General features: G+C 57.8%; 25 protein-coding genes, 1 tRNA gene, 1 pseudogene and 1 riboswitch. Of the genes and pseudogenes, 16 read left to right on the forward strand and 11 right to left on the reverse strand.

What is annotated here, in order from left to right:
* Window positions 1-39 precede the first annotated feature (39 nt).
* Window positions 40-873, reverse strand: a complete 834-nt coding sequence (gene efeU / locus ACNQ0W_RS13380) for an iron uptake transporter permease EfeU (protein WP_062932062.1) — start codon at window positions 871-873, stop codon at window positions 40-42.
* A gap of 251 nt (window positions 874-1,124) precedes the next feature.
* Between efeU and ACNQ0W_RS13385 the strand changes: the two genes are divergently transcribed.
* Window positions 1,125-2,309 carry a NupC/NupG family nucleoside CNT transporter gene (locus ACNQ0W_RS13385; protein ID WP_062932063.1) on the forward strand — a complete coding sequence of 395 codons (1,185 nt, stop codon included), beginning with the start codon at window positions 1,125-1,127 and terminating at the stop codon, window positions 2,307-2,309.
* 81 nt (window positions 2,310-2,390) lie between these two features.
* Here ACNQ0W_RS13385 and ACNQ0W_RS13390 read toward each other — a convergent pair whose 3' ends face one another.
* Window positions 2,391-2,810: a DUF3574 domain-containing protein gene (locus ACNQ0W_RS13390; RefSeq protein WP_062932064.1), complete on the reverse strand. Its 420-nt coding sequence runs from the start codon at window positions 2,808-2,810 to the stop codon at window positions 2,391-2,393.
* Between the two features lie 76 nt (window positions 2,811-2,886).
* On the reverse strand, window positions 2,887-4,395 hold the full coding sequence (gene putP, locus ACNQ0W_RS13395; protein ID WP_047052682.1) for a sodium/proline symporter PutP: 1,509 nt from the start codon (window positions 4,393-4,395) through the stop codon (window positions 2,887-2,889).
* Window positions 4,396-4,817: 422 nt separating this feature from the next.
* On the opposite strand from putP, the gene putA reads away from it, so the two are divergent.
* Together putA and ACNQ0W_RS13405 are read left to right on the forward strand one after the other, a co-directional pair.
* Complete coding sequence (gene putA / locus ACNQ0W_RS13400) at window positions 4,818-8,780, forward strand: trifunctional transcriptional regulator/proline dehydrogenase/L-glutamate gamma-semialdehyde dehydrogenase (RefSeq protein WP_062932065.1); 3,963 nt, start codon at window positions 4,818-4,820, stop codon at window positions 8,778-8,780.
* 100 nt (window positions 8,781-8,880) lie between these two features.
* On the forward strand, window positions 8,881-9,276 hold the full coding sequence (locus ACNQ0W_RS13405; RefSeq protein WP_062932066.1) for a lysozyme inhibitor LprI family protein: 396 nt from the start codon (window positions 8,881-8,883) through the stop codon (window positions 9,274-9,276).
* Here ACNQ0W_RS13405 and rutR read toward each other — a convergent pair.
* Entirely contained in the window at window positions 9,273-9,911 is a 639-nt protein-coding gene (rutR, locus tag ACNQ0W_RS13410; RefSeq protein WP_023324433.1) for an HTH-type transcriptional regulator RutR, read from the reverse strand. The two genes, ACNQ0W_RS13405 and rutR, sit on opposite strands and share 4 nt — an antisense overlap.
* Before the next feature lie 245 nt (window positions 9,912-10,156).
* On the opposite strand from rutR, the gene rutA reads away from it, so the two are divergent.
* The 7 genes from rutA to rutG are packed head-to-tail and all read left to right on the forward strand — an operon-like array spanning window position 10,157 to window position 15,591.
* Window positions 10,157-11,248: a pyrimidine utilization protein A gene (gene rutA, locus ACNQ0W_RS13415; RefSeq protein WP_062938613.1), complete on the forward strand. Its 1,092-nt coding sequence runs from the start codon at window positions 10,157-10,159 to the stop codon at window positions 11,246-11,248.
* Window positions 11,248-11,937: a pyrimidine utilization protein B gene (gene rutB, locus ACNQ0W_RS13420; RefSeq protein WP_062932068.1), complete on the forward strand. Its 690-nt coding sequence runs from the start codon at window positions 11,248-11,250 to the stop codon at window positions 11,935-11,937. The genes rutA and rutB overlap by 1 nt, the downstream gene beginning before the upstream one ends.
* Before the next feature lie 11 nt (window positions 11,938-11,948).
* Window positions 11,949-12,335: a pyrimidine utilization protein C gene (gene rutC / locus ACNQ0W_RS13425; protein ID WP_015570870.1), complete on the forward strand. Its 387-nt coding sequence runs from the start codon at window positions 11,949-11,951 to the stop codon at window positions 12,333-12,335.
* 7 nt (window positions 12,336-12,342) lie between these two features.
* Window positions 12,343-13,143: a pyrimidine utilization protein D gene (gene rutD / locus ACNQ0W_RS13430; RefSeq protein ID WP_062932069.1), complete on the forward strand. Its 801-nt coding sequence runs from the start codon at window positions 12,343-12,345 to the stop codon at window positions 13,141-13,143.
* A gap of 9 nt (window positions 13,144-13,152) precedes the next feature.
* Window positions 13,153-13,743, forward strand: coding sequence for a malonic semialdehyde reductase (locus ACNQ0W_RS13435; RefSeq protein ID WP_047052687.1), 591 nt, complete (start codon window positions 13,153-13,155; stop codon window positions 13,741-13,743).
* Window positions 13,744-13,755: 12 nt separating this feature from the next.
* The gene (gene rutF / locus ACNQ0W_RS13440; protein ID WP_047726852.1) at window positions 13,756-14,247 is read left to right on the forward strand and encodes an NADH-dependent FMN reductase RutF; all 492 of its coding nucleotides are present in this window, start codon (window positions 13,756-13,758) and stop codon (window positions 14,245-14,247) included.
* Window positions 14,248-14,268: 21 nt separating this feature from the next.
* A complete protein-coding gene (rutG, locus tag ACNQ0W_RS13445; RefSeq protein ID WP_017384776.1) occupies window positions 14,269-15,591 on the forward strand; it encodes a pyrimidine utilization transport protein G in 1,323 nt (440 codons plus the stop codon).
* 110 nt (window positions 15,592-15,701) lie between these two features.
* On the opposite strand, the gene ACNQ0W_RS13450 is transcribed toward rutG, so the two are convergent.
* Both ACNQ0W_RS13450 and ACNQ0W_RS13455 read right to left on the reverse strand, forming a co-directional pair.
* Window positions 15,702-16,628 carry a DMT family transporter gene (locus ACNQ0W_RS13450; protein WP_116329901.1) on the reverse strand — a complete coding sequence of 309 codons (927 nt, stop codon included), beginning with the start codon at window positions 16,626-16,628 and terminating at the stop codon, window positions 15,702-15,704.
* Between the two features lie 116 nt (window positions 16,629-16,744).
* Window positions 16,745-16,915, reverse strand: coding sequence for a general stress protein (locus ACNQ0W_RS13455; RefSeq protein ID WP_001273664.1), 171 nt, complete (start codon window positions 16,913-16,915; stop codon window positions 16,745-16,747).
* Window positions 16,916-17,306: 391 nt separating this feature from the next.
* Between ACNQ0W_RS13455 and wrbA the strand changes: the two genes are divergently transcribed.
* Together wrbA and ACNQ0W_RS13465 are read left to right on the forward strand one after the other, a co-directional pair.
* Window positions 17,307-17,903 carry an NAD(P)H:quinone oxidoreductase gene (wrbA, locus tag ACNQ0W_RS13460; protein ID WP_003858109.1) on the forward strand — a complete coding sequence of 199 codons (597 nt, stop codon included), beginning with the start codon at window positions 17,307-17,309 and terminating at the stop codon, window positions 17,901-17,903.
* Window positions 17,904-17,921: 18 nt separating this feature from the next.
* Window positions 17,922-18,149 (forward strand): YccJ family protein, encoded by a 228-nt coding sequence (locus ACNQ0W_RS13465; RefSeq protein ID WP_006809324.1) that lies wholly within the window; start codon window positions 17,922-17,924, stop codon window positions 18,147-18,149.
* Window positions 18,150-18,181: 32 nt separating this feature from the next.
* On the opposite strand, the gene agp is transcribed toward ACNQ0W_RS13465, so the two are convergent.
* On the reverse strand, window positions 18,182-19,423 hold the full coding sequence (gene agp / locus ACNQ0W_RS13470) for a bifunctional glucose-1-phosphatase/inositol phosphatase (protein ID WP_017693667.1): 1,242 nt from the start codon (window positions 19,421-19,423) through the stop codon (window positions 18,182-18,184).
* A 152-nt stretch (window positions 19,424-19,575) separates the two neighbouring features.
* On the opposite strand from agp, the pseudogene ACNQ0W_RS13475 reads away from it, so the two are divergent.
* Window positions 19,576-19,677: pseudogene (locus ACNQ0W_RS13475) on the forward strand (winged helix-turn-helix transcriptional regulator); the annotation flags it as partial.
* 71 nt (window positions 19,678-19,748) lie between these two features.
* On the opposite strand, the gene ACNQ0W_RS13480 reads toward ACNQ0W_RS13475, so the two are convergent.
* Entirely contained in the window at window positions 19,749-20,108 is a 360-nt protein-coding gene (locus tag ACNQ0W_RS13480; RefSeq protein ID WP_059295308.1) for a winged helix-turn-helix transcriptional regulator, read from the reverse strand.
* Between the two features lie 100 nt (window positions 20,109-20,208).
* Between ACNQ0W_RS13480 and ACNQ0W_RS13485 the strand changes: the two genes are divergently transcribed.
* Window positions 20,209-20,958: an SDR family oxidoreductase gene (locus tag ACNQ0W_RS13485; RefSeq protein ID WP_062932071.1), complete on the forward strand. Its 750-nt coding sequence runs from the start codon at window positions 20,209-20,211 to the stop codon at window positions 20,956-20,958.
* Window positions 20,959-20,960: 2 nt separating this feature from the next.
* Here the strand turns inward: ACNQ0W_RS13485 and ACNQ0W_RS13490 are convergent, their stop codons facing one another.
* A complete protein-coding gene (locus ACNQ0W_RS13490; protein ID WP_017693670.1) occupies window positions 20,961-21,464 on the reverse strand; it encodes a DedA family protein in 504 nt (167 codons plus the stop codon).
* 159 nt (window positions 21,465-21,623) lie between these two features.
* Window positions 21,624-21,793, forward strand: a riboswitch (M-box (ykoK) riboswitch).
* Window positions 21,794-21,853: 60 nt separating this feature from the next.
* On the opposite strand from ACNQ0W_RS13490, the gene ACNQ0W_RS13495 reads away from it, so the two are divergent.
* A complete protein-coding gene (locus tag ACNQ0W_RS13495; RefSeq protein ID WP_062932072.1) occupies window positions 21,854-22,855 on the forward strand; it encodes a magnesium transporter in 1,002 nt (333 codons plus the stop codon).
* Between the two features lie 42 nt (window positions 22,856-22,897).
* Here ACNQ0W_RS13495 and ACNQ0W_RS13500 read toward each other — a convergent pair.
* A tRNA-Ser gene (locus tag ACNQ0W_RS13500) sits at window positions 22,898-22,985 on the reverse strand.
* 254 nt (window positions 22,986-23,239) lie between these two features.
* On the opposite strand from ACNQ0W_RS13500, the gene ACNQ0W_RS13505 reads away from it, so the two are divergent.
* Window positions 23,240-23,767, forward strand: a complete 528-nt coding sequence (locus ACNQ0W_RS13505) for a LuxR C-terminal-related transcriptional regulator (protein WP_062932073.1) — start codon at window positions 23,240-23,242, stop codon at window positions 23,765-23,767.
* 30 nt (window positions 23,768-23,797) lie between these two features.
* Here ACNQ0W_RS13505 and ACNQ0W_RS13510 read toward each other — a convergent pair whose 3' ends face one another.
* On the reverse strand, window positions 23,798-25,411 hold the full coding sequence (locus tag ACNQ0W_RS13510) for a mechanosensitive ion channel family protein (RefSeq protein WP_062932074.1): 1,614 nt from the start codon (window positions 25,409-25,411) through the stop codon (window positions 23,798-23,800).
* Window positions 25,412-25,442 lie beyond the last annotated feature (31 nt).

Consider the following 25,442-nt stretch of genomic DNA (forward strand, 5'->3'; position numbering starts at 1 on the left):
ACTCTTCCCTTTAAAAGTATGTTGTAACTAAAACAGCACTTACGGCGCTACCCGCGACGTCTGCGAGCCGGTACGCGGCGGCATAGCGAACAGGATCAGCGCCGGAACCAGATAGATAAAGTACATCGCCACTTCGCTGACGCTCGGCGTTTCCTGGTAGCCGAAGATCCCTTCGAGCAGGGTACCGGTCAGTGAATGGGTCGACAGGACGTTGCTGAGATCGAACGCCACGTCCTGGAAGTGGTTCCACAGGCCCGCTTCGTGGAAGGCGCGGATCGCCCCTGCCGCCAGCCCTGCGGCCACCAGCAGAATAAACATGCTGGTCCACTTGAAGAACGCCCCGAGGTTAAGACGAATGCCGCCCCAGTAGAGCAGGAAGCCAAGCACAACCGCCGTGGCCAGCCCGAGCACCGCGCCCAGCGGCGGCCAGATGCCCACGTCCTGCTGAAAAGCCGCGAGCAGGAAGAACACAGACTCCAGGCCTTCACGCGCCACGGCGAAAAAGACCATCATGATCAGCGCCCAGCCGTGGTGGTTGCCTTTTTGCAGGGCGTTATCCACCGCCTGCTCAAGCTGTACCTTCACGTTACGGGAGACCTTGCGCATCCAGAACACCATCCAGGTGAGGATCACCACCGCTATTACGGCGACGATACCTTCAAACAGCTCCTGCTCTTTCTGCGGAAATTCACCGGTGGTTTCGTTGATAAGAATACCCAGCCCCAGGCAGAGCGCCGCGGCAAGGAAAACGCCAACCCACATCACGCCAATCCAGCGTCCGCGCTGGGTACGCTTCAGATAACTGGCGATAAGGCTAACAATCAGGGCCGCTTCAAGGCCTTCACGTAACATAATGAGAAATGGAACAAACATGCCGACACCTTAAATGTTTATCGCGGTCAACTGATGCAAAGAAAGGTAAATTCTTGTGATAGTGATTATCATTACGGCAAGAAGAAAAACAAGCGAAATGTGTTGCGTTTTGATGACCAGATGTAAACGCATTGCGGAGTAATAATTGCCTGAGTAACCGCTACGTTTATAAGGTATAACGAAAATGCCCATTTACGGTTAACCGGGGCTGTGGCTAAATGTCCACCTCGAAAACCAACTGAAAATAAACCATGTTTAAAATTGTCCATTTCCTGCTGGCGCTGGTGATTATTCTTGCGCTTGCCTGGCTGGTGAGTTTCGACCGCCGAAAAATTCGTATTCGTTTCGTTTTACAGCTGATCGTGATTGAAATTGCGCTGGCGTTCTTTTTCCTCCACGCAGAAAGCGGTCTGTTTATTATTAAATACGTCTCCGGTTTCTTTGAGTCGCTGCTTAAATTCGCTGCCGAAGGGACGAATTTTGTCTTTGGCGGGATGGGTGAAAAAGGGCTGGCATTTATTTTCCTTGGCGTGCTCTGCCCCATTATTTTTATCTCGGCGCTGATTGGTATTCTTCAGCACTGGCGCATTCTGCCGATCTTTATTCGGGTGATCGGGACGCTACTGTCAAAACTGAACGGCATGGGCAAGCTTGAATCCTTTAACGCGGTGAGCTCACTGATCCTCGGTCAGTCGGAAAACTTCATTGCCTACAAGGGCGTACTCGGGGATCTCTCCTCGCGTCGTCTGTTTACGATGGCTGCCACGGCCATGTCGACGGTGTCGCTGTCGATTGTCGGGGCCTATATGACTATGCTCGACGCCAGATTTGTCGTCGCGGCGCTGATCCTGAACATGTTCAGCACCTTTATTATTCTTTCGGTCATTAACCCGACCCGCCCGGAAGCGGAGCCGGATATCAGGCTGGAAAAACTGCACGAATCCCAGAGCTTCTTTGAAATGCTGGGCGAGTATATTCTGGCCGGTTTTAAGGTGGCGATGATTATTCTGGCGATGCTGATTGGTTTTATCGCCCTTATTAGCGCCGTTAACGCCCTCTTCTCCAGCATATTTGGCATGAGCTTCCAGCAAATTCTGGGTTATGTGTTTTATCCGCTGGCGTGGCTTATTGGTATTCCGCTGAGCGATGCCTTAAACGCGGGGAGCATTATGGCAACTAAACTGGTGGCGAATGAATTTGTAGCGATGATCGAGCTGCAAAAAATAGCCCATCAAATGTCACCGCGTGGGCTGGGTATTTTGTCCGTGTTCCTGGTATCGTTCGCGAACTTCGCCTCCATCGGCATCGTCGCCGGGGCGATTAAGGGCCTGAACGAGCAGCAGGGCAACGTGGTGTCGCGGTTTGGTTTGCGTCTGGTGTACGGCGCGACGCTGGTGAGCCTGCTGTCGGCGAGCTTTGCGGGGTTGGTGCTGTAAGTTTTGTGCGGTTAATGCCCGGCGGCGCTTCGCTTGCACGGGCCTACGATACAATAACGGCGGGTTATCCCGCCGTTTTTATTAGAACTGCACGCACACCGGCTGGTCGACGCGCATCACCGACTCCTGCGCGAAGCGGGATTTATAAATTCCGCGTAACGCTTCGATGTTCTTCTCGCTCTGCGCATCTTTACCGTGGATCAGCATCAATGCCTTGCTGGGTTCGCGTGCCACTTTGCCATCGTTACCCAGCCACTGCCCACGCGCATCAAACACCGTTAAGCCATCGCGAAAGCGCGGCGTCACGTCCTGGTCGACAAACTGCTGCCACTCACTGCCGGTAATCTGCGCCCCGGCCGGACGATTCAAGCCGAAATAGAGCGTGGTCTGCTGCATCTGATTTTCTGCTTTGCAGGTTTCCACCGCCGCATGCTGTGCGGGTGCGCTACAGCCCGCCAGCATCACGAATGCTGCCACCATTAACCCTGTTTTAATTCTCATTGATGAAGACTCACATAGGTGAAAGGACTATCCCCTCTCCCCACCGGGGAGAGGGTTAGGGTGAGGGGGTATGTTTTTACTCAGCCTGGAGCTTAGACGGCGGCGCTGAGTGATAGTGCGCGTCCGCCTCCGCGAAGCGTTTCTGCATCGCGGCAGACGGCGCTTTACCCAGCAGGCTAAACACCACAATACCGAGGCTGCCGAAGATGAAGCCCGGGATGATCTCGTACAGGCCCAGCCACGCGAACTGTTTCCAGACGATAACGGTAACCGCACCGATAATCATCCCTGCCAGCGCGCCGTTGCGGGTCATGCGTGACCACAGTACAGAGAACAGCACCACCGGACCAAATGCGGCGCCAAAGCCCGCCCACGCATAGCTCACCAGCCCCAGCACGCGGTTTTCAGGGTTTGCCGCCAGCGCAATCGCCACCAGCGCAACCAGCAGCACCATAAAGCGCCCTACCCACACCAGCTCTTTCTGGCTCGCGCCCTTACGCAGGAACGCTTTGTAAAGGTCTTCGGTGATGGCGCTGGAGCACACCAGCAGCTGACAGCTCAGGGTGGACATCACCGCCGCGAGGATCGCGGAGAGCAGAATACCGGCAATCCACGGGTTGAACAGGATCTGCGCCAGCTCGATGAATACGCGCTCGGCGTTCTGGTTCACCGCGCCCGCCTGCGCCGGGTTGTTGTTGAAGTACGCGATACCGAAGAAGCCGACCGCACACGCCCCCGCCAGACACAGGATCATCCACGTCATGCTGATACGACGCGCGTGAACGATGGTGTGGTGGGAATCCGCCGCCATGAAGCGCGCCAGAATGTGCGGCTGGCCGAAGTAGCCCAGGCCCCAGCCCATCAGAGAGACGATGGCGACGAAGTTCAGCCCTTTCAGCATATCGACGTTTTCGATGCTCTTCTGCTTGATCACTTCCAGCGATTCGCCAAAGCCGCCGACGGTGAAAATGACAATCACCGGAGTGAGGATCAGGGCGAAGATCATCAGGCTCGCCTGCACGGTATCGGTCCAGCTTACCGCCAGGAATCCGCCCACGAAGGTATAGAGGATGGTCGCGGCCGCACCGGCCCACAGCGCCGTTTCATAGCTCATGCCGAAGGTGCTTTCGAACAGACGCGCGCCCGCCACGATGCCGGAAGCACAGTAGATGGTGAAGAACAGCAGGATCACCACCGCCGAGATAATGCGCAGGATACGGCTGTTATCTTCAAAGCGTCCGGTGAAGTAGTCCGGCAGCGTCAGGGCGTTGTTGTTGGCTTCGGTGTGCACGCGCAGACGGCCTGCCACCAGCTTCCAGTTAATCCACGCGCCAACGGTCAGGCCGATGGCGATCCAGCTTTCGGAGATACCGGAGATGAAAATCGCACCCGGCAGGCCCATCAACAGCCAGCCGCTCATGTCGGAAGCGCCCGCAGAGAGCGCGGTCACCATCGGGCCTAGGCTGCGCCCGCCGAGGATGTAGTCGTCAAAGTTTTTAGTGGAACGCCATGCCAAAAACCCTATCAGGATCATGCCAAAAATATAAACGAGAAATGTCACCAGCATCGGTGTGCTAATAGCCATTCAAATTCTCCAAAATGTCGAGCGACAACCGTCCGGGTTGCCTTGTTATGTCATCACCGGAACGTAGTGATGTGTGTATGTGTTTCCGTTGGGCGCGCTATCCTGCCGTATACGCATCCCACTGACAAACGATTTAACACTGCATTTACATGAATTTCATCCCTGGTTTTATACGTCTTTCCTATAGGTTGCACTCGCTCACGCTTTTACGGGTTGCACCTTTAAAAAGTGTTAAGCACCGCATAAAAACTGGGCTCAGAAACCGCCGCACGTTCTTTTTCACGGCTAACTAATCGTTAACAATCCATTCATTTTCCAGCTTGCAGACCAGGTCACATTTAACACGGTTGCACAAAGTTGCAACATGGTGGATATTTCACGCTATCAACAGAACGCTATTACAGAACAACAGGAGTTTTGGCATGGGGATGACCACCATGGGGGTTAAGCTGGATGACGCTACCCGCGAACGGATTAAAACCGCTGCAACCCGCATTGACCGCACACCGCACTGGTTAATCAAGCAGGCGATTTTTAACTATCTGGAAAGACTGGAGAGTGAAGAAGGTCTGCCGGAGCTGCCTGCCCTGCTGGCGGGCGCAGCGAACGAAAGCGAAGAGGCCGCGACGGCCGTTGAAGAGAATCACCAGCCGTTCCTGGAATTTGCCGAGCAGATCCTGCCGCAGTCCGTCAGCCGCGCCGCCATTACCGGCGCCTACCGCCGTGCCGAAACCGACGCCGTGCCGATGCTGCTGGAGCAGGCGCGCCTGCCGGAAGCCGTTGCCGCTCAGGCGCACAGCCTGGCATATCAGCTCGCCGACAAGCTGCGTAATCAGAAAACCGCCAGCGGACGCGCCGGTATGGTGCAGGGGCTGTTGCAGGAGTTCTCCCTCTCCTCGCAGGAAGGCGTGGCGCTGATGTGTCTGGCGGAAGCGCTGCTGCGTATTCCGGATAAAGCCACCCGCGATGCCCTGATCCGCGACAAAATCAGCAACGGCAACTGGCACTCCCACATTGGCCGCAGCCCGTCCCTGTTCGTTAACGCCGCCACCTGGGGCCTGCTGTTCACCGGCAAGCTGGTCTCCACCCATAACGAAGCCAACCTGTCGCGCTCCCTGAACCGCATCATCGGCAAGAGCGGCGAGCCGCTGATCCGCAAGGGCGTGGACATGGCGATGCGCCTGATGGGCGAGCAGTTCGTCACCGGGGAAACCATTGCCGAAGCGCTGGCGAACGCCCGTAAGCTGGAAGATAAAGGCTTCCGCTACTCCTACGATATGCTGGGTGAAGCGGCGCTGACCGCCGCCGACGCGCAGGCCTACATGGTCTCTTACCAGCAGGCGATCCACGCCATCGGTAAAGCGTCCAACGGCCGCGGTATTTATGAAGGCCCGGGCATCTCGATTAAGCTTTCCGCCCTTCACCCGCGCTACAGCCGCGCGCAGTACGATCGGGTGATGGAAGAACTCTACCCGCGCCTGAAGTCCCTGACCCTGCTGGCGCGCCAGTATGACATCGGCATCAACATCGACGCCGAAGAGGCGGACCGTCTGGAGATCTCCCTCGATCTGCTGGAAAAACTGTGCTTCGAGCCGGAGCTGGCGGGCTGGAACGGGATTGGTTTCGTCATCCAGGCCTACCAGAAACGCTGCCCGTTCGTCATTGATTACCTGATTGACCTGGCAAGCCGTAGCCGTCGCCGCCTGATGATCCGCCTGGTAAAAGGCGCCTACTGGGACAGCGAAATCAAACGCGCCCAGATGGAAGGTCTGGAAGGTTATCCGGTCTATACCCGCAAGGTTTACACCGACGTCTCTTACCTCGCCTGTGCGAAAAAGCTGCTCGGCGTGCCGAACCTGATTTATCCGCAGTTCGCCACCCACAACGCCCATACCCTGGCGGCGATCTACAGCCTCGCGGGTCAGAACTACTATCCAGGCCAGTACGAGTTCCAGTGCCTGCACGGCATGGGTGAACCGCTGTACGAGCAGGTGACCGGTAAAGTGGCGGACGGCAAGCTGAACCGTCCGTGCCGTATTTATGCCCCGGTTGGGACACACGAAACCCTGCTGGCCTACCTGGTGCGTCGTCTGCTGGAGAACGGGGCGAACACCTCCTTCGTTAACCGCATCGCCGATACCACCCTGCCGCTGGACGAACTGGTGGCCGACCCGGTACAGGCCGTTGAGAAGATGGCGGCGCAGGAAGGCCAGATTGGTCTGCCGCATCCGAAGATTGCCCTGCCGCGCGAGCTGTATGGTGCAGGTCGCGTCAACTCGGCGGGTCTGGATCTCGCCAACGAACACCGTCTGGCGTCGCTCTCTTCCGCCCTGCTTAACAGCGCATTGCAGAAGTGGCAGGCTAAACCGATCCTTGAGCAGTCCGTTGAGGACGGTGAAATGCAGCCGGTGATCAACCCGGCAGAGCCGAAGGATATCGTCGGCTACGTGCGCGAAGCCACGGAAGCGGAAGTGGAGCAGGCCCTGGAGAGCGCGGTGAACAACGCGCCAATCTGGTTTGCCACTCCGCCGCAGGAGCGTGCCGCCATTCTGGAACGCGCGGCGGTGCTGATGGAAGATCAGATGCAGCAGCTGATCGGCATTCTGGTGCGTGAAGCGGGTAAAACCTTCAGCAACGCCATCGCCGAAGTGCGCGAGGCGGTCGACTTCCTGCACTACTACGCCGGTCAGGTGCGCGATGATTTCGACAACGAAACCCACCGTCCGCTCGGCCCGGTGGTGTGTATCAGCCCGTGGAACTTCCCGCTGGCGATCTTCACCGGCCAGATTGCCGCAGCGCTGGCCGCAGGCAACAGCGTGCTGGCAAAACCGGCAGAGCAGACCCCGCTGATTGCCGCCCAGGGCATTAACATTCTGCTGGAAGCGGGCGTACCGGCGGGCGTGGTGCAGCTGCTGCCAGGGCGCGGTGAAACGGTCGGCGCCAAACTGACCTCCGATAACCGCGTGCGCGGCGTGATGTTTACCGGTTCGACCGAAGTGGCCTCCCTGCTGCAACGCAACATCGCCACCCGTCTGGATGCGCAGGGCCGTCCTACCCCGCTGATCGCTGAAACCGGCGGCATGAACGCCATGATCGTGGACTCCTCTGCCCTCACCGAGCAGGTCGTCGTTGACGTGCTGGCCTCTGCCTTCGACAGCGCGGGCCAACGCTGTTCCGCCCTGCGCGTACTGTGCTTACAGGATGACGTGGCTGACCACACGCTGAAGATGCTGCGCGGTGCGATGGCGGAATGCCGCATGGGCAACCCGGGCCGTCTCACCACCGACATCGGGCCGGTGATCGACGCGGAAGCCAAAGCCAACATCGAAAACCACATTCAGACCATGCGTGCCAAAGGCCGTCCGGTGTTCCAGGCGGTGCGCGAGAACAGCGAAGATGCCCGCGAGTGGCAGACCGGCACCTTCGTGCCGCCAACGCTGATTGAGCTGGCAAGCTTCGACGAGCTGAAAAAAGAGGTCTTCGGTCCGGTACTGCACGTGGTGCGCTACAACCGTAACAACCTCAACGAGCTGATCGATCAGATCAACGCTTCGGGTTACGGCCTGACGCTTGGCGTGCATACCCGTATCGACGAAACCATTGCCCAGGTGACTGGCAATGCTAAAGTCGGCAACCTGTACGTCAACCGCAATATGGTTGGCGCGGTCGTGGGCGTGCAGCCATTCGGCGGTGAAGGTCTCTCCGGCACCGGTCCGAAAGCGGGCGGTCCGCTCTATCTGTACCGCCTGCTGGCAAACCGTCCGGAAAATGCGCTGGGCGTGACGCTGGCGCGTCAGGACGCGGAATATCCGGTGGATGCGCAGGTGAAAGCCGTGCTGACCCAGCCGCTGGATGCGCTGATTAAGTGGGCTGAAAATCGTCCTGAGCTGCGTGCGATTGCACAGCAGTACGGCGAGCTGGCGCAGGCGGGAACACAGCGTCTGCTGCCGGGTCCAACCGGTGAGCGCAACACCTGGACGCTGATGCCGCGCGAGCGTGTGCTGTGCGTGGCGGATAACGAGCAGGATGCGCTGGTGCAGCTGGCAGCCGCAACGGCAACGGGCTGTGAGGTGCTGTGGCCGGAAGATGCCCTGCATCGCGACCTCGCCAAACAGTTGCCAAAAGCGGTCTCGGCCCGCATTCGCTTTGCGAAGGCCGATGCCCTGCTGACCCAGCCGTTTGACGCGGTGATCTACCACGGTGATTCCGACCAGCTGCGCGAACTGTGCGAGCAGGTGGCGGCCCGCAGCGGCGCGATTGTCTCGGTGCAGGGCTTCGCCCGCGGGGAGACCAACCTGCTGCTGGAGCGCCTGTACGTTGAGCGCTCGCTCAGCGTCAACACCGCGGCGGCGGGCGGTAACGCCAGCCTGATGACAATCGGTTAATCGTGTAAACTCTCCCCGGTGACGCTACGCTTACCGGGGCGACAAAACAGCCCAGGCCGGATAAGCACAGCGTATCCGGCTTTTTTACATGGAGGGGATGATGAAAAGAGTATTTCTCGCAGGTGCAGCCCTGCTCATGAGCGCCAGCGCGCTGGCCGACGAGTGCGACAACGCGACCACCCAGCTTGAACTGAACACCTGTAGCGCGCAGCAGTACCAGGCCGCCGATAAAAAGCTCAACGAGACGTATCAGGCCGCCATCAAACGTGCGCCAGCGCCTCAGCGCGATCTGCTTAAAAAGGCGCAGCAGGCGTGGATCAACCTGCGCGATGCGGACTGTGCGTTTATCGGTTCGGGTACGGAAGGCGGGAGCGTTCAGCCAATGATTGTTAACCAGTGTCTGGCGGAGAAAACCGCGGAGCGCGAAGCGTTTCTGGCCACGCTGATGCAGTGTGAAGAGGGCGACTTAAGCTGTCCTCTTCCGCCGGGAAACTAGCGCACGCGGATCCCTTCGATAATCATCCGCTGTACGTTTTCCAGGGTGCTCTGGAAAAACGCCTCGTCCTGGAGCGTTTTACCGGTCACCGCCTCGACCTGGGCCGCGAAGTCAGCGTAGTGCTGGGTTGAGGCCCAAATCATGAAGATCAGATGATGCGGATCGACGGGCGCCAGTTTTCCGCTGGCGACCCATCCGGCAATAATGGCCGATTTATCGTCCACCAGCTGCTTTAAATCGCCGGTCAGCTCCGCCTGCAACAGCGGCGCGCCCTGCAACATCTCCAGGCAGAACAGCCTTGATGCCTGCGGGTAATCACGCGACACCTCCAGCTTCAGGCGTATGTACTCCTCTATCGCCACCAGCGGGGCCAGCTCTTCGCGAAATGCTTTAAGTGGTGCGAGCCAGATATCCAGGATCTGCTGCATCACCGCCACATACAGCGCCTCTTTCGACGGGTAGTAGTAGAGCAGATTGGTCTTGGACACCCCGGCCTGCTCCGCCACCTGCTCAAGGCGCGTACCGTGAATACCAAACTGCGAAAATGTCTCCAGCGCGGCGCTGAGGATGGCCTGTTTCTTGGCGCTCACCGCCTGCGAACGTTTACCGGGTGTTTTCACTGCGCCTTGTGTCATTTCCGCTCTCCATTTTCTGTCCTGCGCTCAGCATAGCAAAACCCCCGTCTCGCCACGACCTTCTGCACCCTCAGCGCGCATGAGTGCCTGTTTTCTGTGCAATGATTTTGACCAGCTAGTCCACATTTTCGCTGTTAATTTTTACAACCATCATTTAACACCTTGATAACAAAGTAATTTTCAAAACTGGCACTCCCTTTGCAAAAACACCGTGACACCTGCGACGTAATGAAGAGAGGTTCGTGATGAAAATTGGCGTATTTGTACCGATCGGCAACAACGGCTGGCTTATCTCGACCACTGCCCCGCAATACATGCCGACCTTTGAGCTGAATAAAGCCATCGTGCAGAAAGCGGAGCACTACCACTTCGACTTTGCACTCTCGATGATCAAGCTGCGCGGTTTCGGCGGTAAGACCGAATTCTGGGACCACAACCTGGAGTCTTTCACCCTGATGGCGGGCCTGGCGGCGGTAACCTCGCGCATCCAGATTTACGCCACCGCCGCCACCCTTACCCTTCCCCCGGCAATCGTGGCGCGGATGGCCTCCACCATCGACTCCATCTCCGGCGGGCGCTTTGGCGTTAACCTGGTCACCGGCTGGCAAAAGCCGGAGTACGAGCAGATGGGGATCTGGCCTGGGGACGATTACTTCTCCCGTCGCTACGACTACCTGACCGAATATGTGCAGGTGCTGCGCGATCTGTGGGGCACCGGCAAAAGCGATTTCAAAGGCGACTTCTTCACTATGAACGACTGCCGCGTCAGCCCGCAGCCGTCGGTGCCGATGAAGGTGATATGCGCCGGGCAGAGCGACGCGGGAATGGAATTTTCCGCGAAATACGCCGACTTCAACTTCTGCTTCGGCAAAGGCGTTAACACCCCGGCCGCCTTCGCGCCCACCGCGGCACGCATGAAAGCGGCCGCCGACAAAACCGGGCGCGACGTGGGCTCCTACGTGCTGTTTATGGTGATTGCCGACGAAACCGACGACGCCGCGCGCGCCAAATGGGAACGATACAAGGACGGCGCGGATGACGACGCGCTGCGCTGGCTGACCGAGCAGAGCCAGAAAGATACCCGCTCCGGCGCGGACACCAATGTGCGCCAGATGGCCGACCCGACGTCTGCCGTCAATATCAACATGGGCACCCTGGTTGGCTCGTATGCCAGCGTCGCCAGAATGCTCGACGAAGTGGCTGCCGTGCCCGGCGCCGAAGGCGTACTGCTGACCTTCGATGATTTTCTCACCGGCGTGGAAACCTTCGGCGAGCGCATCCAGCCGCTGATGCAGTGCCGCGCCCACATCCCTGCCGTGACGAAGGAGGTGGCGTAATGACGACCCTCAACGCTCGCCCGGAAGCCATTACCTTTGACGCGCAGCGCAGCGCGCTGATCGTGGTAGACATGCAAAACGCCTATGCCAGTAAAGGCGGGTATCTGGATCTGGCCGGGTTTGACGTCTCCACCACGCAGCCGGTGATTGAGAATATCAAAACCGCCGTGAGCACCGCGCGTGCTGCGGGCATGCTGATCGTCTGGTTCCAGAACGGCTGGGACGACCAGTACGTCGAGGCTGGCGGTCCCGGCTCACCCAACTTTCACAAATCCAACGCCCTGAAAACCATGCGCCAACGGCCCGAACTCCAGGGCACGCTGCTGGCGAAAGGCGGCTGGGATTATCAGCTGGTGGATGAGCTGGTACCGGAACCCGGCGATATCGTGCTGCCGAAACCGCGCTACAGCGGCTTTTTCAATACCCCGCTCGACAGCCTGCTGCGCAGCCGGGGCATTCGTCATCTGGTCTTTACGGGCATAGCCACCAACGTGTGCGTGGAGTCGACCCTGCGCGACGGCTTTTTCCTCGAGTATTTTGGGGTGGTGCTGGAAGACGCCACCCATCAGGCCGGACCGGATTTTGCCCAGAAAGCCGCCCTGTTCAATATCGAAACCTTTTTTGGCTGGGTCAGTAACGTCAATGATTTCTGCGACGCGCTGACGCCGCCGCTCGCCCGCATCGCCTGAGGAGAACCGCTATGCCGAAATCCGTGATTATTCCGCCGGGCACCAGCACCCCGATTGCCCCGTTTGTCCCCGGCACCCTCGCTGACGGCGTGGTGTATGTCTCGGGCACGCTGCCGTTTGATAAAGATAACAACGTGGTGTTTATCGATGACCCAAAGGCGCAAACCCGCCACGTGCTGGAGACGATCAAAACCGTGATCGAAACGGCGGGTGGGACGATGGAGGACGTGACCTTCAACAGCATCTTTATCACCGACTGGAAAAACTACGCCGCGATTAACGAAATCTACGCGGAGTTTTTCCCCGGCGATAAACCGGCGCGGTTTTGCATCCAGTGCGGGCTGGTAAAGCCCGAAGCGCTGGTTGAAATTGCCACCGTTGCGCACATCGCGAAGTGAGGCGGCCATGAAACTGTCCATTTCACCGCCCCCCTTTGCGGGCGCGCCCGTGGTGGTACTGATTGCCGGGCTCGGCGGCAGCGGCAGCTACTGGCTGCCCCAGCTCGCCGTGCTGGGGCAGGAGTATCAGGTGGTGTGCTACGACCAGCGGGGCACGGGGAATAACCCGGATATCCTGCCGGAAGACTACACCCTCGCACACATGGCCGACGAGCTTGCACTGGCGTTAGCCGGGGCCGGGATCGCCCGTTACTGCGTGGTCGGCCACGCGCTGGGGGCGCTGGTCGGCCTGCGGCTGGCCATCGATAAGCCCGACGCCCTCACCGCGCTGGTCTGCGTCAACGGCTGGCTGACCCTCAATGCCCATACCCGCCGCTGTTTTGACGTTCGCGAACGTCTGCTGCATGCGGGCGGGGCGCAGGCGTGGGTAGAGGCACAGCCGTTGTTCCTCTACCCGGCAGACTGGATGGCCGCCCGCGCCCCGCGGCTGGAGGCCGAGGACGCGCTGGCGCTGGCCCATTTTCAGGGCAAAGCCAATCTGCTGCGCAGGCTGGATGCGCTGAAACAGGCCGATTTCAGCCGCCACGCTGCACGCGTTCGCTGCCCCGTGCAGATTATCTGTTCCACCGACGATCTGCTGGTGCCGTCCGTCTGCTCCGCTGAACTGCACGCCGCCCTCCCGCACGCCCGCAAAACGGTCATGCGCCAGGGCGGGCATGCCTGCAATGTGACCGAGCCGGACACCTTTAACACTTTGCTGCTGAACGGGCTTGCCAGCCTGCTGCACAGCCCAGAACCCGCTTTGTAAGGAGCTTGAATGAGCGAAGCCATCACGCCCGCCGCGCTGGAAACGCTGTTTACCGGCGCACGTACCCATAACGGCTGGCTGGATATACCGGTCAGTGACGAGACGCTGCGCGAGATTTATGACCTGATGAAATGGGGGCCGACGTCCGCCAACTGCTCCCCGGCGCGCATTGTGTTTGTGCGAAGCCCGGAAGGAAAAGAGAAGCTGCGCCCGGCGCTCTCCAGCGGCAACCTTGAGAAAACGCTCACTGCCCCGGTCACGGCGATTGTCGCCTGGGACAGCGAGTTTTATGAGCGCCTGCCTGAACTGTTCCCGCACGGCGATGCCAGAAGCTGGTTTACCGCAAGCCCCGCGCTGGCGGAAGAGACCGCCTTTCGCAACAGCTCAATGCAGGCCGCGTACCTGATTTTCGCCTGCCGCGCGCTCGGGCTGGACACCGGGCCGATGTCCGGTTTTGACCGGGAAAAAGTGGACGCGGCCTTTTTCACGGGAACGCTGCTCAAAAGCAACCTGCTGATCAACATCGGCTACGGCGATGCGACCAAACTGTACGGACGCCTGCCGCGTCTGGCCTTTGACGATGCCTGCGGGCTGGCGTAAGGAGCGAACGTGATGACACCGGATAAACAAACCTTTCGCGACGCTATGGCCTGCGTCGGCGCAGCGGTCAATATCATCACCACCGACGGCCCGGCGGGAATGGCGGGCTTCACCGCCAGCGCGGTATGCAGCGTTACGGATTCCCCGCCTACCCTGCTGGTGTGCCTGAACCGCGGCGCGTCGGTCTGGCCGATTTTCAGCGAGAACCGCACCCTGTGCGTTAACACGCTGAGTGCCGGACAGGAGCCGTTATCCAACCTGTTTGGCGGGAAAACGCCGATGGCGGAACGCTTTGCCGCTGCCCGCTGGCAGACAGGCGACACGGGCTGCCCGCGTCTGGAAAATGCGCTGGCCTCGTTCGACTGCCGCATCAGCCAGGTGGTGAGCGTTGGCACTCACGACATTCTGTTTTGCGACATTGTATCCATCGTACGCCACCCGGCGCCGCAAGGGCTGGTGTGGTTCGACCGCGGCTATCACGCGCTTATGCGACCCGCCTGTTAATCCGCATTCAGGAGACAGATCATGTTCGGACTTCCCCACTGGCAGTTGAAATCGACCTCCACAGAAGCAGGCGTGGTCGCGCCGGATGAAAGGCTCCCGCTCGGGCAGACCATGGTGATGGGCGTGCAGCATGCGGTCGCGATGTTTGGGGCGACGGTGCTGATGCCCATGCTGATGGGGCTGGATCCTAACCTCGCCATTTTGATGTCGGGTATGGGTACCCTGCTGTTCTTTTTTGTCACCGGCGGGCGTGTGCCCAGCTATCTGGGCTCCAGCGCCGCCTTCGTTGGGGTAGTCATTGCAGCGACTGGGTTTAACGGTCAGGGTATTAACCCCAACCTGAGCGTGGCCCTCGGCGGTATTATCGCCTGTGGGCTGGTCTACACCCTGACCGGTCTGGTGGTGATGAAAGTCGGCACACGCTGGATCGAGCGGATGATGCCCCCCGTCGTCACCGGGGCGGTGGTGATGGCGATAGGCCTGAACCTCGCGCCGATTGCGGTGAAGAGCGTATCCGGCTCGCCGTTTGAAAGCTGGATGGCGGTGATAACGGTGCTGTGCATCGGCGTGGTGGCGGTCTTTACGCGCGGCATGATCCAGCGGCTGCTGATCCTGGTCGGGCTGATTGCGGCCTGTCTGGTCTACGCGCTGCTGGCGAACGTGTTCGGCCTCGGCAAACCGGTTGATTTCACACTGATTCACCAGGCCGCCTGGTTCGGCCTGCCACAGATGACCTCCCCCACCTTTAACGCTCAGGCGATGATGCTCATCGCGCCTGTCGCAGTGATTCTGGTGGCTGAAAACCTGGGCCACCTGAAAGCCGTAGCAGGAATGACCGGGCGCAATATGGATCCGTATATGGGACGGGCGTTTGTGGGAGACGGTCTGGCGACCATGCTCTCCGGCTCGGTCGGTGGCAGCGGCGTGACGACCTACGCGGAAAACATCGGCGTGATGGCAGTGACCAAAGTCTATTCGACGCTGGTCTTCGTGGCGGCGGCGGTGATGGCGATGCTGCTCGGCTTTTCCCCGAAATTCGGCGCATTGATCCACACCATCCCGGCACCCGTGATTGGCGGCGCCTCGATTGTGGTATTTGGTCTGATTGCCGTCGCGGGGGCACGTATCTGGGTGCAGAATCATGTTGATCTGAGCCAGAACGGTAACCTGATCATGGTGGCGGTAACGCTGGTGCTGGGGGCGGGTGATTTCGCCCTGACGCTGGGCGGGTTTACGGTGGGCGGGATTGGCACGGCGACCTTCGGCGCGATCCTGCTCAATGCTCTGCTGAGCCGCCGGAAAAGGGATGTACCGCAAGGAAAAGCCATCACCCCCTCCACCTGAAATACGTGCCGTTTTCTTGCCGGGTGACGCTACGCTTACCCGGCCTACAATTGGCAAGTAGGCCCGCGCAAGCGAAGCGCCGCCGGGCTAAACGGGCAGGGTGCGCGTTGTTAGCTATCTGCCCCTTGTTCAGCACTCAATCCGGCAGTCGCCTTACGTCGTTTTTTTAACTTCAACTCGCTCACCAGCACCCCGGCGATAATAAACGCCGCACCTACCAGCGCCAGCAGCGGCAGACGCTCCCCGGCGAGTCGCCCGAAAATACCCGCCCACACCGGTTCACCGGTATAAATGACCGTCGCCCGTGTCGGGGATACGCTGCGCTGCGCCCAGTTCATGGTGACCTGGATAATGGCGCTGAAAATGCCCAGCCCCAGCGCCACGACGATAAGCCCGGTAGACATCGGCGGGACGGACTCCCCTGCCGGCACCATCGTCGCGAACGCCACCAGCGACGCGGTGGCAAGCTGCACCACCGTCACCCGCTTGACGTCCACTTTTCCTGCCCAGGCGCTAATCAGGATAATTTCTGCCGCAATGGCGACGGCCCCCACCAGAGTGATGATCTCCCCCGGCCCCAGCGCCAGCGCCAGCAGATTATTTTCCGGCCCGGCTAATAAAATAAGGCCGATGAACGCCAGCACGATGCCAATGCACGACATCAGGCCCGGCATTCTGCCGAGGCACAGCCATTGCAACAGTGGCACCAGCGGTACGTACATGGCGGTGATGAAGGCGGATTTACTGCTGGAGATAGACTGGAGCCCCCACGTTTGCAGGCTGTAGCCCATGGCAATCGCCACGCCAATGGCGACACCCGCTTTAAGCTCTCTCAGGGTCAACCCGCGCAGGGTCTTCAGCGAAATAAGCGCCACGGCAATCGCCGCGGTTGCAAAGCGCAGCCCTACAAAGAAAAACGGATCGCTCATCGTGACCGCGTACTGAACGGCAAGAAAGGTTCCGCCCCAGAACATGGTGATCAAAATCAGGATGGCTTCCTGAGGCTTAATGGAGAAGGTAAAACGGGAAACGGACATGGGACACCAGCACGAAGAATCAATCCTGTAGTGTGCGATGCCTTTGATGACAGTTCAATGTAGCAGACATAAAAAAACCGCCGGGAAACCCGGCGGCAGGGAGTTAACCCGGCGTACTACTTGTTGCTGCCGTGGCTATTTTTACCCCCTTTTTTACCAGCCTCTGATGCGCGCTGAGGGTCATTTTTAAAGTTGCCCCCGCTAGACTGGCCACCTTTACGACCTGCTTCTGATGCTCTTTCACGGTCTTCAGCGAAATTACCTGAACCACCACGATGGTTTGCCATCTCTAACCTCCAGAGTGTGAAACATTAGACATCATATTGCATTCAGTAAAAGAGGATTCTTTCACCTCGCGGCTCAAGGACAGTGCCTTTATCTGTGCCGCGTGAAACTAAGCTTAGTGTAATGCGGCTATCCGGCAAGCGAGAGGTAATATTCTGCAACATGATCTCAGCCTTTCGTATGAAATATCGGGGAAGTCATTCATAAGCCGTTCTTATATTTTGAAAAATCCGCGCCGCGAAAGTTGTTTCATTTTGCTACAAGGCGCGTATCCAAAAGATATTGTTATATATCAAAGAAATGCCGTTCATTTTTGCAGTCTGGCTGTGATGTCATATCTTTAAAGGAACGCAGCGATCCGCTGTAAGAAAAACCAACGAGGAGTGATGCAAAATGGCAAAAGTTCTGGTGCTCTATTATTCCATGTATGGACACATTGAAACCATGGCTCACGCAGTAGCAGAAGGCGCAAACAAAGTAGACGGCGTTGAGGTCGTGGTTAAACGCGTACCGGAAACCATGCAGGCGGAAGCCTTCGCCAAAGCCGGGGGGAAAACACAAAACGCCCCGGTCGCCACCCCGCAGGAGCTCGCGGACTATGATGCCATTATCTTCGGCACCCCGACCCGCTTCGGCAATATGTCCGGCCAGATGCGCACCTTCCTCGACCAGACGGGCGGGCTCTGGGCCTCCGGCGCGTTATACGGCAAGCTGGCCAGCGTGTTCAGCTCTACCGGCACGGGCGGCGGCCAGGAGCAGACGATCACCTCCACCTGGACTACCCTTGCCCATCATGGGATGGTGATTGTGCCGATTGGCTACGGCGCGCAGGAACTGTTCGATGTTTCCCAGGTTCGTGGCGGGACACCGTATGGCGCGACAACCATTGCCGGTGGGGATGGTTCACGTCAGCCAAGCAATGAAGAACTTTCTATCGCCCGCTATCAGGGTGAATACGTCGCGGGTCTTGCCAAAAAACTGAACGGCTAACCCAACAGGAGGACAAGTATGCCAACTCAAGAATCCAAAGCTCACCACGTGGGCGAATGGGCAAGTTTACGCAATACCTCTCCGGAGATTGCCGAAGCCATCTTTGAAGTCGCCAATTATGACGAAAAGCTGGCTGAGCAGATTTGGGAAGAAGGCAACGATGAAGTGCTGGTTCGCGCCTTCGAAAAAACCGACAAAGACTCGCTGTTCTGGGGCGAGCAAACCATCGAACGTAAAAACGTCTGAACGTTCCCCCCGCCCGCGCGGGGGGTTATCTTCTATTTCGCCGCGTTATTCATCACCGCATTGAATTTATCGACAGGACAGAAGCCGTTGCCATCCACCGGACAGCCCTTCAGTTCCAGCGTCACGCGCTGCGCAGGGGATTGCAGCGACAGTACGCTGGCGTTACGTAACTGCTCTGAACTCTGGTAGACATACTCAATTTTCATCAGCTCCTGATTAGTGTTTTTGTCATGCCAGCGCTGGAAGACAATTTTACCGCCAATCGGGGTGCGTTCCTGCTGGTCGTGCAACTGGTAAGGCCTGAAGTCCAGCGCGGTCAGCAGCGAGGCGATGTTTGAGTCGTGCCCCACCAGCAGGGTGATTTTTGGCGCTTTTGCCTGGTCGGTCACCAGCGCTTTATCAATGTACTTCACCAGCGGTTTAGCCACGTTCTGCGCCACCTCCGTCGACGTAAACAGCGAGTCCTGATAGCCGTTTTTCAGCTTCGACAGCACGCGCCACTGCTGATCGGTTTTGATTTCCCCCCAGGCCACCTGGTCTGTCGGGAAGCCTTCGTAATACTGAAGCGTAAACGCATCCACCAGCGAGTTACCCACCTTCAGCGGCCCGGAGACGCCCGGCTCTTTTTCATAATCGGCGCTGAACGTATCTTTCGCCTCCGTCAGGGAGCAGACTTTTTTCTCCTTGCAGGACGGCGAGTCGCTGTAGTTTGTCAGCTGTTCCAGCAGTTTGTAGCTTTCATCCAGCTGCATTTTCTGCCGTTCCGTCTCCATCGCTTTCAGCGCTTTCTCGCGAAACTCAGGGGAGTTATCGGTAATGACCGGATTGAAGGTGGGGTCCATGGTGCCCATTTTTTCCTGGTGATGCACAGGAACATCGCACCCCGGGAACGCGCCGGTGATAAAGAACTGCGCGGTCGCCACGGTGCGCTGGAGGCTGTTGGCGTAGGCATAGACGGTATCCGCTGGCGGGCATTCACCCGTCTTCACCATCCCCTGCTCTGCCAGCCACTCGCGCATATAGTGACCCATATACACTTCCAGTACGCCACCTTTGGTGGTGAGCTGTCCACCCGGGACGTCCCACTCCGGCCACTGCTTCGGCGTGGACTGCTCCAGCACGCTGCCGTTATTGGCAAGCGGCGCGCGCAGGTTGTGGCGGCTCATGATGAGCACCTGTTCCAGCTGATAGCCATCCGGCGTGTCCTGCGCCTGTGCGCCAAAGGTCACGGAAAGGGTACCTGCCACGGCAACTGCGAGTAGTGCTTTTCTCATCCCTAATTCCTCACACGTTTTTAATGTCGCCCTGAGTGTGACAGATCCGTGACAGGTTTTTCGGGAAGCATTTCTCAAACTGATGATTAACGTGCTTACGGCGTGTGCCGATGAGTTTTATAAAAAAACCATACCCCACCGGAGAATTCGCTGTGAAACGTACCCGCCTTGAAGAGAGCACCTGCCCCGTCGCCCGTTCGCTGGATATTATCGGCGACTGGTGGTCGCTGCTGATTGTTCGCGACGCGCTACGGAGCGGCGCGCCTTGAGCTGTTCAACAGTGCGCGCACCGGCATTCTGGCACCGCGCTACGTAAAACAGTAGCCTAACGCTGGAGCTGGTCGCCGTATTCGCTCATCCAGGCGGCCAGCGGCGAGAGTGCGTCCTGAAGGGTTAGCCCCAGCTCGGTGATCTGATATTCCACGCGTGGCGGGATCTCCGGGTAGACCGTTCGCGTCACCAGCCCGCGCTGCTCAAACAGGCGCAGCTGCTTCGTCAGCTCTTTCTGGGTGATGGGGGCAGCAGCACGCAGCAGATCGCCAAAGCGAACGGGCGTATTGAACACAATCAGGCGATAGAGAATGGGGATCGCCCACTTACCGGAAATCAGGTTCACAAACTGCGTCATCGGGCAGGTATACGCCTCAGATTTTTTTTCGCAGCACGTTTCCAGCATCTCTGCCATTTCACACCTCTTGCCTCATTAGTATCCATTTGGTACCTGGTTTCCTTTCGATACTAACGTTTCTATAGTGCTTTCTCCAGAGACATTTCAGGAGAAGAACATGGGTCGTTTAACCGATAAGTATACGTTGATTACCGGCGGCACCAGCGGTATCGGTCTCGCCACCGCGCAGGTGTTTATCGCCGAAGGGGCGCGCGTCGCCGTGACCGGACGCAACCCGGACACCCTCGCCCAAGCAGAGCGCATTCTGGGCGATAAGGCCTGGGTGATCCCAACCGACGCAGGCGATATTTCGTCGCAAAAAGCGCTGGCGGAGACCCTCGCCGCCCGCTGGCCGCGCCTCGACGCGGTCTTTCTCAACGCCGGTGACGTGACGCACGCGCCGCTGGAAGCCTGGCAGGAAGAGGCCTGGGACCGTCTGATGAACATCAACCTGAAGGGACCGTTCTTTTTAATTCAGGCGCTGCTGCCGCTGCTGAATAACCCGTCCTCGGTGATCCTCTGCGGCTCCGTGAGCGCGCGCATCGGCCTGCCCACTAGCAGCGCGTATGCCGCGAGCAAGGCCGCCCTGCTGTCGCTGGCGCGCACGCTGTCGGCGGAGCTGCTGCCGCGCGGGATCCGCGTCAACGGCCTGAGCCCCGGTCCGGTGGAAACCCCGGCGTTCACGAAAACGGGCTTAAGCGACGAGGCGCTTAACGCGATGATGGCAGAGGTCATTAAGCTGGTGCCGCTGGGCAGAATGGGCTCGACGACCGAGCTGGCAAAAGCCGCGCTCTATCTGGCGTCCGACGAGTCGAGCTACACGGTAGGAACGGAACTGCTGGTGGACGGCGGAATGGGGAGCCTGTAATTTTATAAGGCGCTGATGCCGGTGACCGCACCGACATACAGCGCCGCCCACGCACAGGCGGAAAGCAGGCTGACGGCGTAGACCTTGACGGCGTTCAGCCTGAGCATCCCGGCCGCCAGCGGGACGATGTAACGCAACACCGCCAGGAAGCGCGACGTAAAAAGCACGATGACCCCGTTCTTTTGCAGCTGATGCTGGACCCGCAGGAACTTATTGGCATGCTTTGAGGTGAAGCGCGTGACCATCCGGGTATGCCCCATCAGCTGGCCGATATGGTAATTCAGCATCGAACCTGCCGTTGCCCCCATCACTACGGCGAGCCACGTCAGCGCAGGATGCATGCTCCCCTGGCTGACGGTAATACCCGCCAGCAGCATCACCGACGCAGGCGGCAGCACGGAGGAGATCAGCACCGTCGATTTGCTCAGCGCCATCACGAATAACAGCGCGAACAGATGTGCCGGATACAGCGCAAAATGATTCAGCAGGTTATCAACCCATGCCATTTTCCCCTCCACCGTTAATAATTTAATTCTCCATTTAAAATGAATAACCTTAAATAAACCCTCAACATTTTATGAATAAGATTTATCTAAACCGTTCTTAAACATTATTTAATTTTCTGAGCGCTAAATTTAAACAGGCGTATTATCCCTTTCGTTTTACAACGATCTCGTTATGGCGAGGCTCCTGTACAAATACACGTTATCGCTCTGGTGGGTTCGAGAGAACCGGCACAGGGTAAAACAGGCACTGTCGAATCAAGGCTTTGTCAGTATAACTTCCCTTGCGGGATACGGTGTACAGTGCTGAACCCAGGACGTGGGGATCTCCTTTCCGACATGCCCTGTCTTGCTCGCCCCTGAGAGATTTTATTATTCAAAGGGAATTTACTATGTCTTACGCTATTCACAACCAAAACCTGGCTTTTAATGACAGCGCCATCGCGCAATATATGAATACCGATTTTATCGTTATCGAAATTTCATTATGCGTAGCTCTGGCACGCGAGCAGTTCTTTGAAAAATTAAAAGATGATGATATTCCGTCGCATATTTTTATCGAAGATAACGGGCGCCTCGCGGGTTTAATCGCCGTACGCAAATTATTGCAGGCCACGGACACCGTGCAGCCTGTTAAGGGGTTGATGATATCGGATTTTATTCAGCTCAAACCGGAAGATGAGCGGGCGGATGTCGCCGGGCTGCTGGCGCACGCGGGTGCGGATGTGGTGCCGGTGGTGACCCACGGCAAGCTGGTGGGCTGCCTTACCGAGCGTGAAATCGCCCATCTGCTCGAAGATGACGTTACTGAAGATGCCCAGCTTCAGGGGGCGACGCTGCCGCTGGAGAAACCTTATCTGGAAACCAGCGCCTTCAGCCTGTGGAAGAAACGCTCCGTCTGGCTGCTGCTGCTGTTTGTTGCGGAAGCGTATACCAGTTCTGTGATCCAGCATTTTGAAGAGGCGCTAGAATCTGCCATCGCGCTGGCGTTCTTTATTCCGCTGCTGATTGGCACTGGCGGAAACAGCGGGACGCAGATCACCTCGACGCTGGTGCGCGCCATGGCGCTGGGTGAGGTCCACCTTCGCGACGTGGGTCGCGTGCTGCGAAAAGAGATGAGCACCTCGTTAATGATTGCCGCCACGCTGGGTCTGGCGGGCTGCGTTCGCGCCTGGATGATGGGCATTGGGATGGAAATCACGCTCATCGTCAGCCTGACGCTGGTCTGCATTACGCTGTGGAGCGCCATCGTCTCGTCGGTGATCCCGATGATACTGAAACGCTGCAAAATCGATCCGGCGGTGGTCTCCGCACCGTTTATCGCCACGCTCATCGACGGCACCGGGCTGATTATCTACTTCAAAATCGCGCAGTATACGCTGGGGCTGGAATAACGAAAAAACCCTGCGATATTGCTATCGCAGGGTTTTCGAATTTGGCGGAAGCGTAGAGATTCGAACTCTAGAACCCTTTCGGGTCGCCGGTTTTCAAGACCGGTGCCTTCAACCGCTCGGCCACGCTTCCAAAGTGAGGCGCACTATAAACATCTCTGAGCATGATGTAAAGCACGAAATTGCATAACGTTACACGTCTTGCGTCGTCCCCTTCCGCCCCGCTGATTTCTTCGTCATCGGCTGGCTAAAATGTAAACATTTATTTTTACATTCATAACGTTTATTAGATTCGCAGGTGGTCATTTAGACTCTTTTTCGTACAACACCCATTAACCGTGGATCACTGCGATAAGAGATTAGCCATGACTTTATTTAACGACGATTATGAATTTTTTATTTATCAGTGATAACTACTACCTTTGCCAGGGCGTATCAAGCGCCCTGACATCGACCCATTTGATTCGCGATGACGCGGATATTCACGACCTTGATGGGGTCGATCAGGCGATGGATTTTATCATTGCGATTGAACAGGATAAGTTACGCAATAAAACCATTCGGCAGGTCAAAAAAGTTAAGCGTGATTACATTATCCTGATGCATGAGATAGAAGCCAACAGCGCGGTACGAATCGATAATATTATCTATTCGTCGATGCATTTTACTGCTCACCCTTTTCAGCAACTGATGCGTTTTTATCGGGCGCTCAGAACACACTCTTTTACGCGACGCGAGTATGACGTGCTGAAGCTGTTTCATTTGGAAAACCATGAGATCGCGAAAAAACTGCAACTGTCACAAAAAACGACCAGCACCTACCGCGTGAGGATCCTCGAGAAATTAAATATGCGCTCAAAAAACATTCTGGCGATGACCCGTGTAAAATCGGCGATCGTCGATCAGAAACTGTGACATTTTGCCTTGCCACGGGTAAACCGGGCATCAGTTTTCACCCTGAGGGGGTTTGGCTGGCGCGGTATACCAGTTCTCTTTGGCAACCATTACGCTGCCCTCTGGCTGCATAACAAAATTCGGGGACATAATCTGCACGTTAAATTCGTTAAACACATCCTGTATCTGGCTATGCAGTTCATTGCGGGCAACCGCGAGGGACTGATCGGGCAGCAGGCGGACCTGCAATTCGTAAGCGATATACCAGTCCATTAACCCTAACTGGCGCACCAGCGGCGGCTCGGAAAGGTCAATCCCTTTTGCCCGTTTCGCGGCCAGCTCCAGCATGGCATGCACCTGACGCCATGGGGTGTCATAACCGATCGTGACGCTGACCGTCAGATTGAGGCTGCCATCGGGCTGTAGCGCGCTCAGGTTGGTGATCTTACCGCTCACCACCACCGCGTTGGGCACGGTAACGACATAATTTTCCCGGGTAATAATTTTGGTCGCCAGCATGCCAACTTCACTGACCTTGCCTTCGTTATCCGCCACCCGAATGACATCGCCTTTGCGCAGCGCGCGGGAGTAAATCAGGACCAGACCGCTCATGGCATGGTTCATCACCCCTGCCGAGCCCAGCGTTAACATCAGGCCGAAGAAAACGCTAATACCTTTAAACGCCAGCGAGTTTGCACCGGGAAGAAACGGCCAGGCGGCGGAGAGAGCAAATAGCCAGACGGCAACGGAAATGAGCTTACGGGTCGCACCCACGGTTTCCGGATGTACGCCGGGAAGTTGCAGACGACCAGCCTCCACCTGATTCAGCACCATCTTAAGAAGCTTCAGAATAAAAGCGGTAATGAGGAAAATGATCAGCACAATCGTTAGCCCCGGTAAGGCCGAGACAATCGCCAGGGCGATTTGCTGCACCACGCGAAGCGTCCAGTCTCCCAGCGACGTGCCCCACACCCGCGTCCACGGAAACAGACTGAACGCCCAGCTCAGCCAGACGTAAAAGCCGATCAGCCCCAGCAGGAACATCAGCAAGGCGTAAAGCCGAATCTCAATGGCGCCAATGTATCGCCGCCAGCTTTGCGGCACCCGGCTGCGATTCTCCACAATACGCCGACGGTAGACGCGCCGGAACCAGCGCCAGGAACGCCACGCGCCATAGCAGAGCAGCAACAGCCCCAGCAGGCCAGCGGCAGTTTTTACCGTCGACAGCGCCAGCCAGCCGGTATCGTATTGATCGCGCAGCGCCATTCTCTGCGCTTCCATGCGCGCCAGCACGCGCTGTGCGGCCTGATCGAGGGTAAGATCGTCCCCTTCGTCCAAATCCCCTTCGGTCAGCAGCATCACAGGTTTCCCGTTCATCACTATCAGCCGTCCCTGCTGGTTATAGCGGGTCACGGGGACGATGCTGAGCGGCTCACGCACATCCGCCTCGGTAAAATTGCGCAGGGTATTGCGGATGCGTAAAACGCGCTCTTCCGGCGTGGTCAGGCCAAATTTCGCCTGTAGCATGACGATAGGCTGATGGAAGATATAGACCGTTCGGGCGCGCTCCTGCTCCGTAGGCGCCTGGCGGGGCTCTGCGGCATACGATGAGAAGGCGCTAAGGGCGGCAAAACAGAACGCAAACGCGAGCAGGATCTTATTCATCCTCACTACCCCAGGTCAGAAATCTTGTTAT

It is taken from the genome of Enterobacter cloacae complex sp. 6730903 (genome assembly GCF_048283985.1).
In the GTDB taxonomy this organism is placed as follows: domain Bacteria; phylum Pseudomonadota; class Gammaproteobacteria; order Enterobacterales; family Enterobacteriaceae; genus Enterobacter; species Enterobacter hormaechei_C.

What these genes read in the sequence shown, in the direction of transcription:
- ACNQ0W_RS13390 (WP_062932064.1), bottom strand. Translation starts at nt 2,810, where the DNA reads ATGAGAATTAAAACAGGGTTAATGGTGGCAGCATTCGTGATGCTGGCG.
- ACNQ0W_RS13385 (WP_062932063.1), top strand. Translation starts at nt 1,125, where the DNA reads ATGTTTAAAATTGTCCATTTCCTGCTGGCGCTGGTGATTATTCTTGCG.
- rutG (WP_017384776.1), top strand. Translation starts at nt 14,269, where the DNA reads ATGTTCGGACTTCCCCACTGGCAGTTGAAATCGACCTCCACAGAAGCA.
- ACNQ0W_RS13490 (WP_017693670.1), bottom strand. Translation starts at nt 21,464, where the DNA reads ATGGCATGGGTTGATAACCTGCTGAATCATTTTGCGCTGTATCCGGCA.
- wrbA (WP_003858109.1), top strand. Translation starts at nt 17,307, where the DNA reads ATGGCAAAAGTTCTGGTGCTCTATTATTCCATGTATGGACACATTGAA.
- putA (WP_062932065.1), top strand. Translation starts at nt 4,818, where the DNA reads ATGGGGATGACCACCATGGGGGTTAAGCTGGATGACGCTACCCGCGAA.
- ACNQ0W_RS13435 (WP_047052687.1), top strand. Translation starts at nt 13,153, where the DNA reads ATGAGCGAAGCCATCACGCCCGCCGCGCTGGAAACGCTGTTTACCGGC.
- ACNQ0W_RS13465 (WP_006809324.1), top strand. Translation starts at nt 17,922, where the DNA reads ATGCCAACTCAAGAATCCAAAGCTCACCACGTGGGCGAATGGGCAAGT.
- ACNQ0W_RS13495 (WP_062932072.1), top strand. Translation starts at nt 21,854, where the DNA reads ATGTCTTACGCTATTCACAACCAAAACCTGGCTTTTAATGACAGCGCC.
- efeU (WP_062932062.1), bottom strand. Translation starts at nt 873, where the DNA reads ATGTTTGTTCCATTTCTCATTATGTTACGTGAAGGCCTTGAAGCGGCC.
- putP (WP_047052682.1), bottom strand. Translation starts at nt 4,395, where the DNA reads ATGGCTATTAGCACACCGATGCTGGTGACATTTCTCGTTTATATTTTT.
- ACNQ0W_RS13505 (WP_062932073.1), top strand. Translation starts at nt 23,240, where the DNA reads ATGAATTTTTTATTTATCAGTGATAACTACTACCTTTGCCAGGGCGTA.
- ACNQ0W_RS13485 (WP_062932071.1), top strand. Translation starts at nt 20,209, where the DNA reads ATGGGTCGTTTAACCGATAAGTATACGTTGATTACCGGCGGCACCAGC.
- rutA (WP_062938613.1), top strand. Translation starts at nt 10,157, where the DNA reads ATGAAAATTGGCGTATTTGTACCGATCGGCAACAACGGCTGGCTTATC.
- agp (WP_017693667.1), bottom strand. Translation starts at nt 19,423, where the DNA reads ATGAGAAAAGCACTACTCGCAGTTGCCGTGGCAGGTACCCTTTCCGTG.
- rutD (WP_062932069.1), top strand. Translation starts at nt 12,343, where the DNA reads ATGAAACTGTCCATTTCACCGCCCCCCTTTGCGGGCGCGCCCGTGGTG.
- ACNQ0W_RS13455 (WP_001273664.1), bottom strand. Translation starts at nt 16,915, where the DNA reads ATGGCAAACCATCGTGGTGGTTCAGGTAATTTCGCTGAAGACCGTGAA.
- rutB (WP_062932068.1), top strand. Translation starts at nt 11,248, where the DNA reads ATGACGACCCTCAACGCTCGCCCGGAAGCCATTACCTTTGACGCGCAG.
- rutR (WP_023324433.1), bottom strand. Translation starts at nt 9,911, where the DNA reads ATGACACAAGGCGCAGTGAAAACACCCGGTAAACGTTCGCAGGCGGTG.
- ACNQ0W_RS13510 (WP_062932074.1), bottom strand. Translation starts at nt 25,411, where the DNA reads ATGAATAAGATCCTGCTCGCGTTTGCGTTCTGTTTTGCCGCCCTTAGC.
- rutC (WP_015570870.1), top strand. Translation starts at nt 11,949, where the DNA reads ATGCCGAAATCCGTGATTATTCCGCCGGGCACCAGCACCCCGATTGCC.
- rutF (WP_047726852.1), top strand. Translation starts at nt 13,756, where the DNA reads ATGACACCGGATAAACAAACCTTTCGCGACGCTATGGCCTGCGTCGGC.
- ACNQ0W_RS13450 (WP_116329901.1), bottom strand. Translation starts at nt 16,628, where the DNA reads ATGTCCGTTTCCCGTTTTACCTTCTCCATTAAGCCTCAGGAAGCCATC.
- ACNQ0W_RS13405 (WP_062932066.1), top strand. Translation starts at nt 8,881, where the DNA reads ATGAAAAGAGTATTTCTCGCAGGTGCAGCCCTGCTCATGAGCGCCAGC.
- ACNQ0W_RS13480 (WP_059295308.1), bottom strand. Translation starts at nt 20,108, where the DNA reads ATGGCAGAGATGCTGGAAACGTGCTGCGAAAAAAAATCTGAGGCGTAT.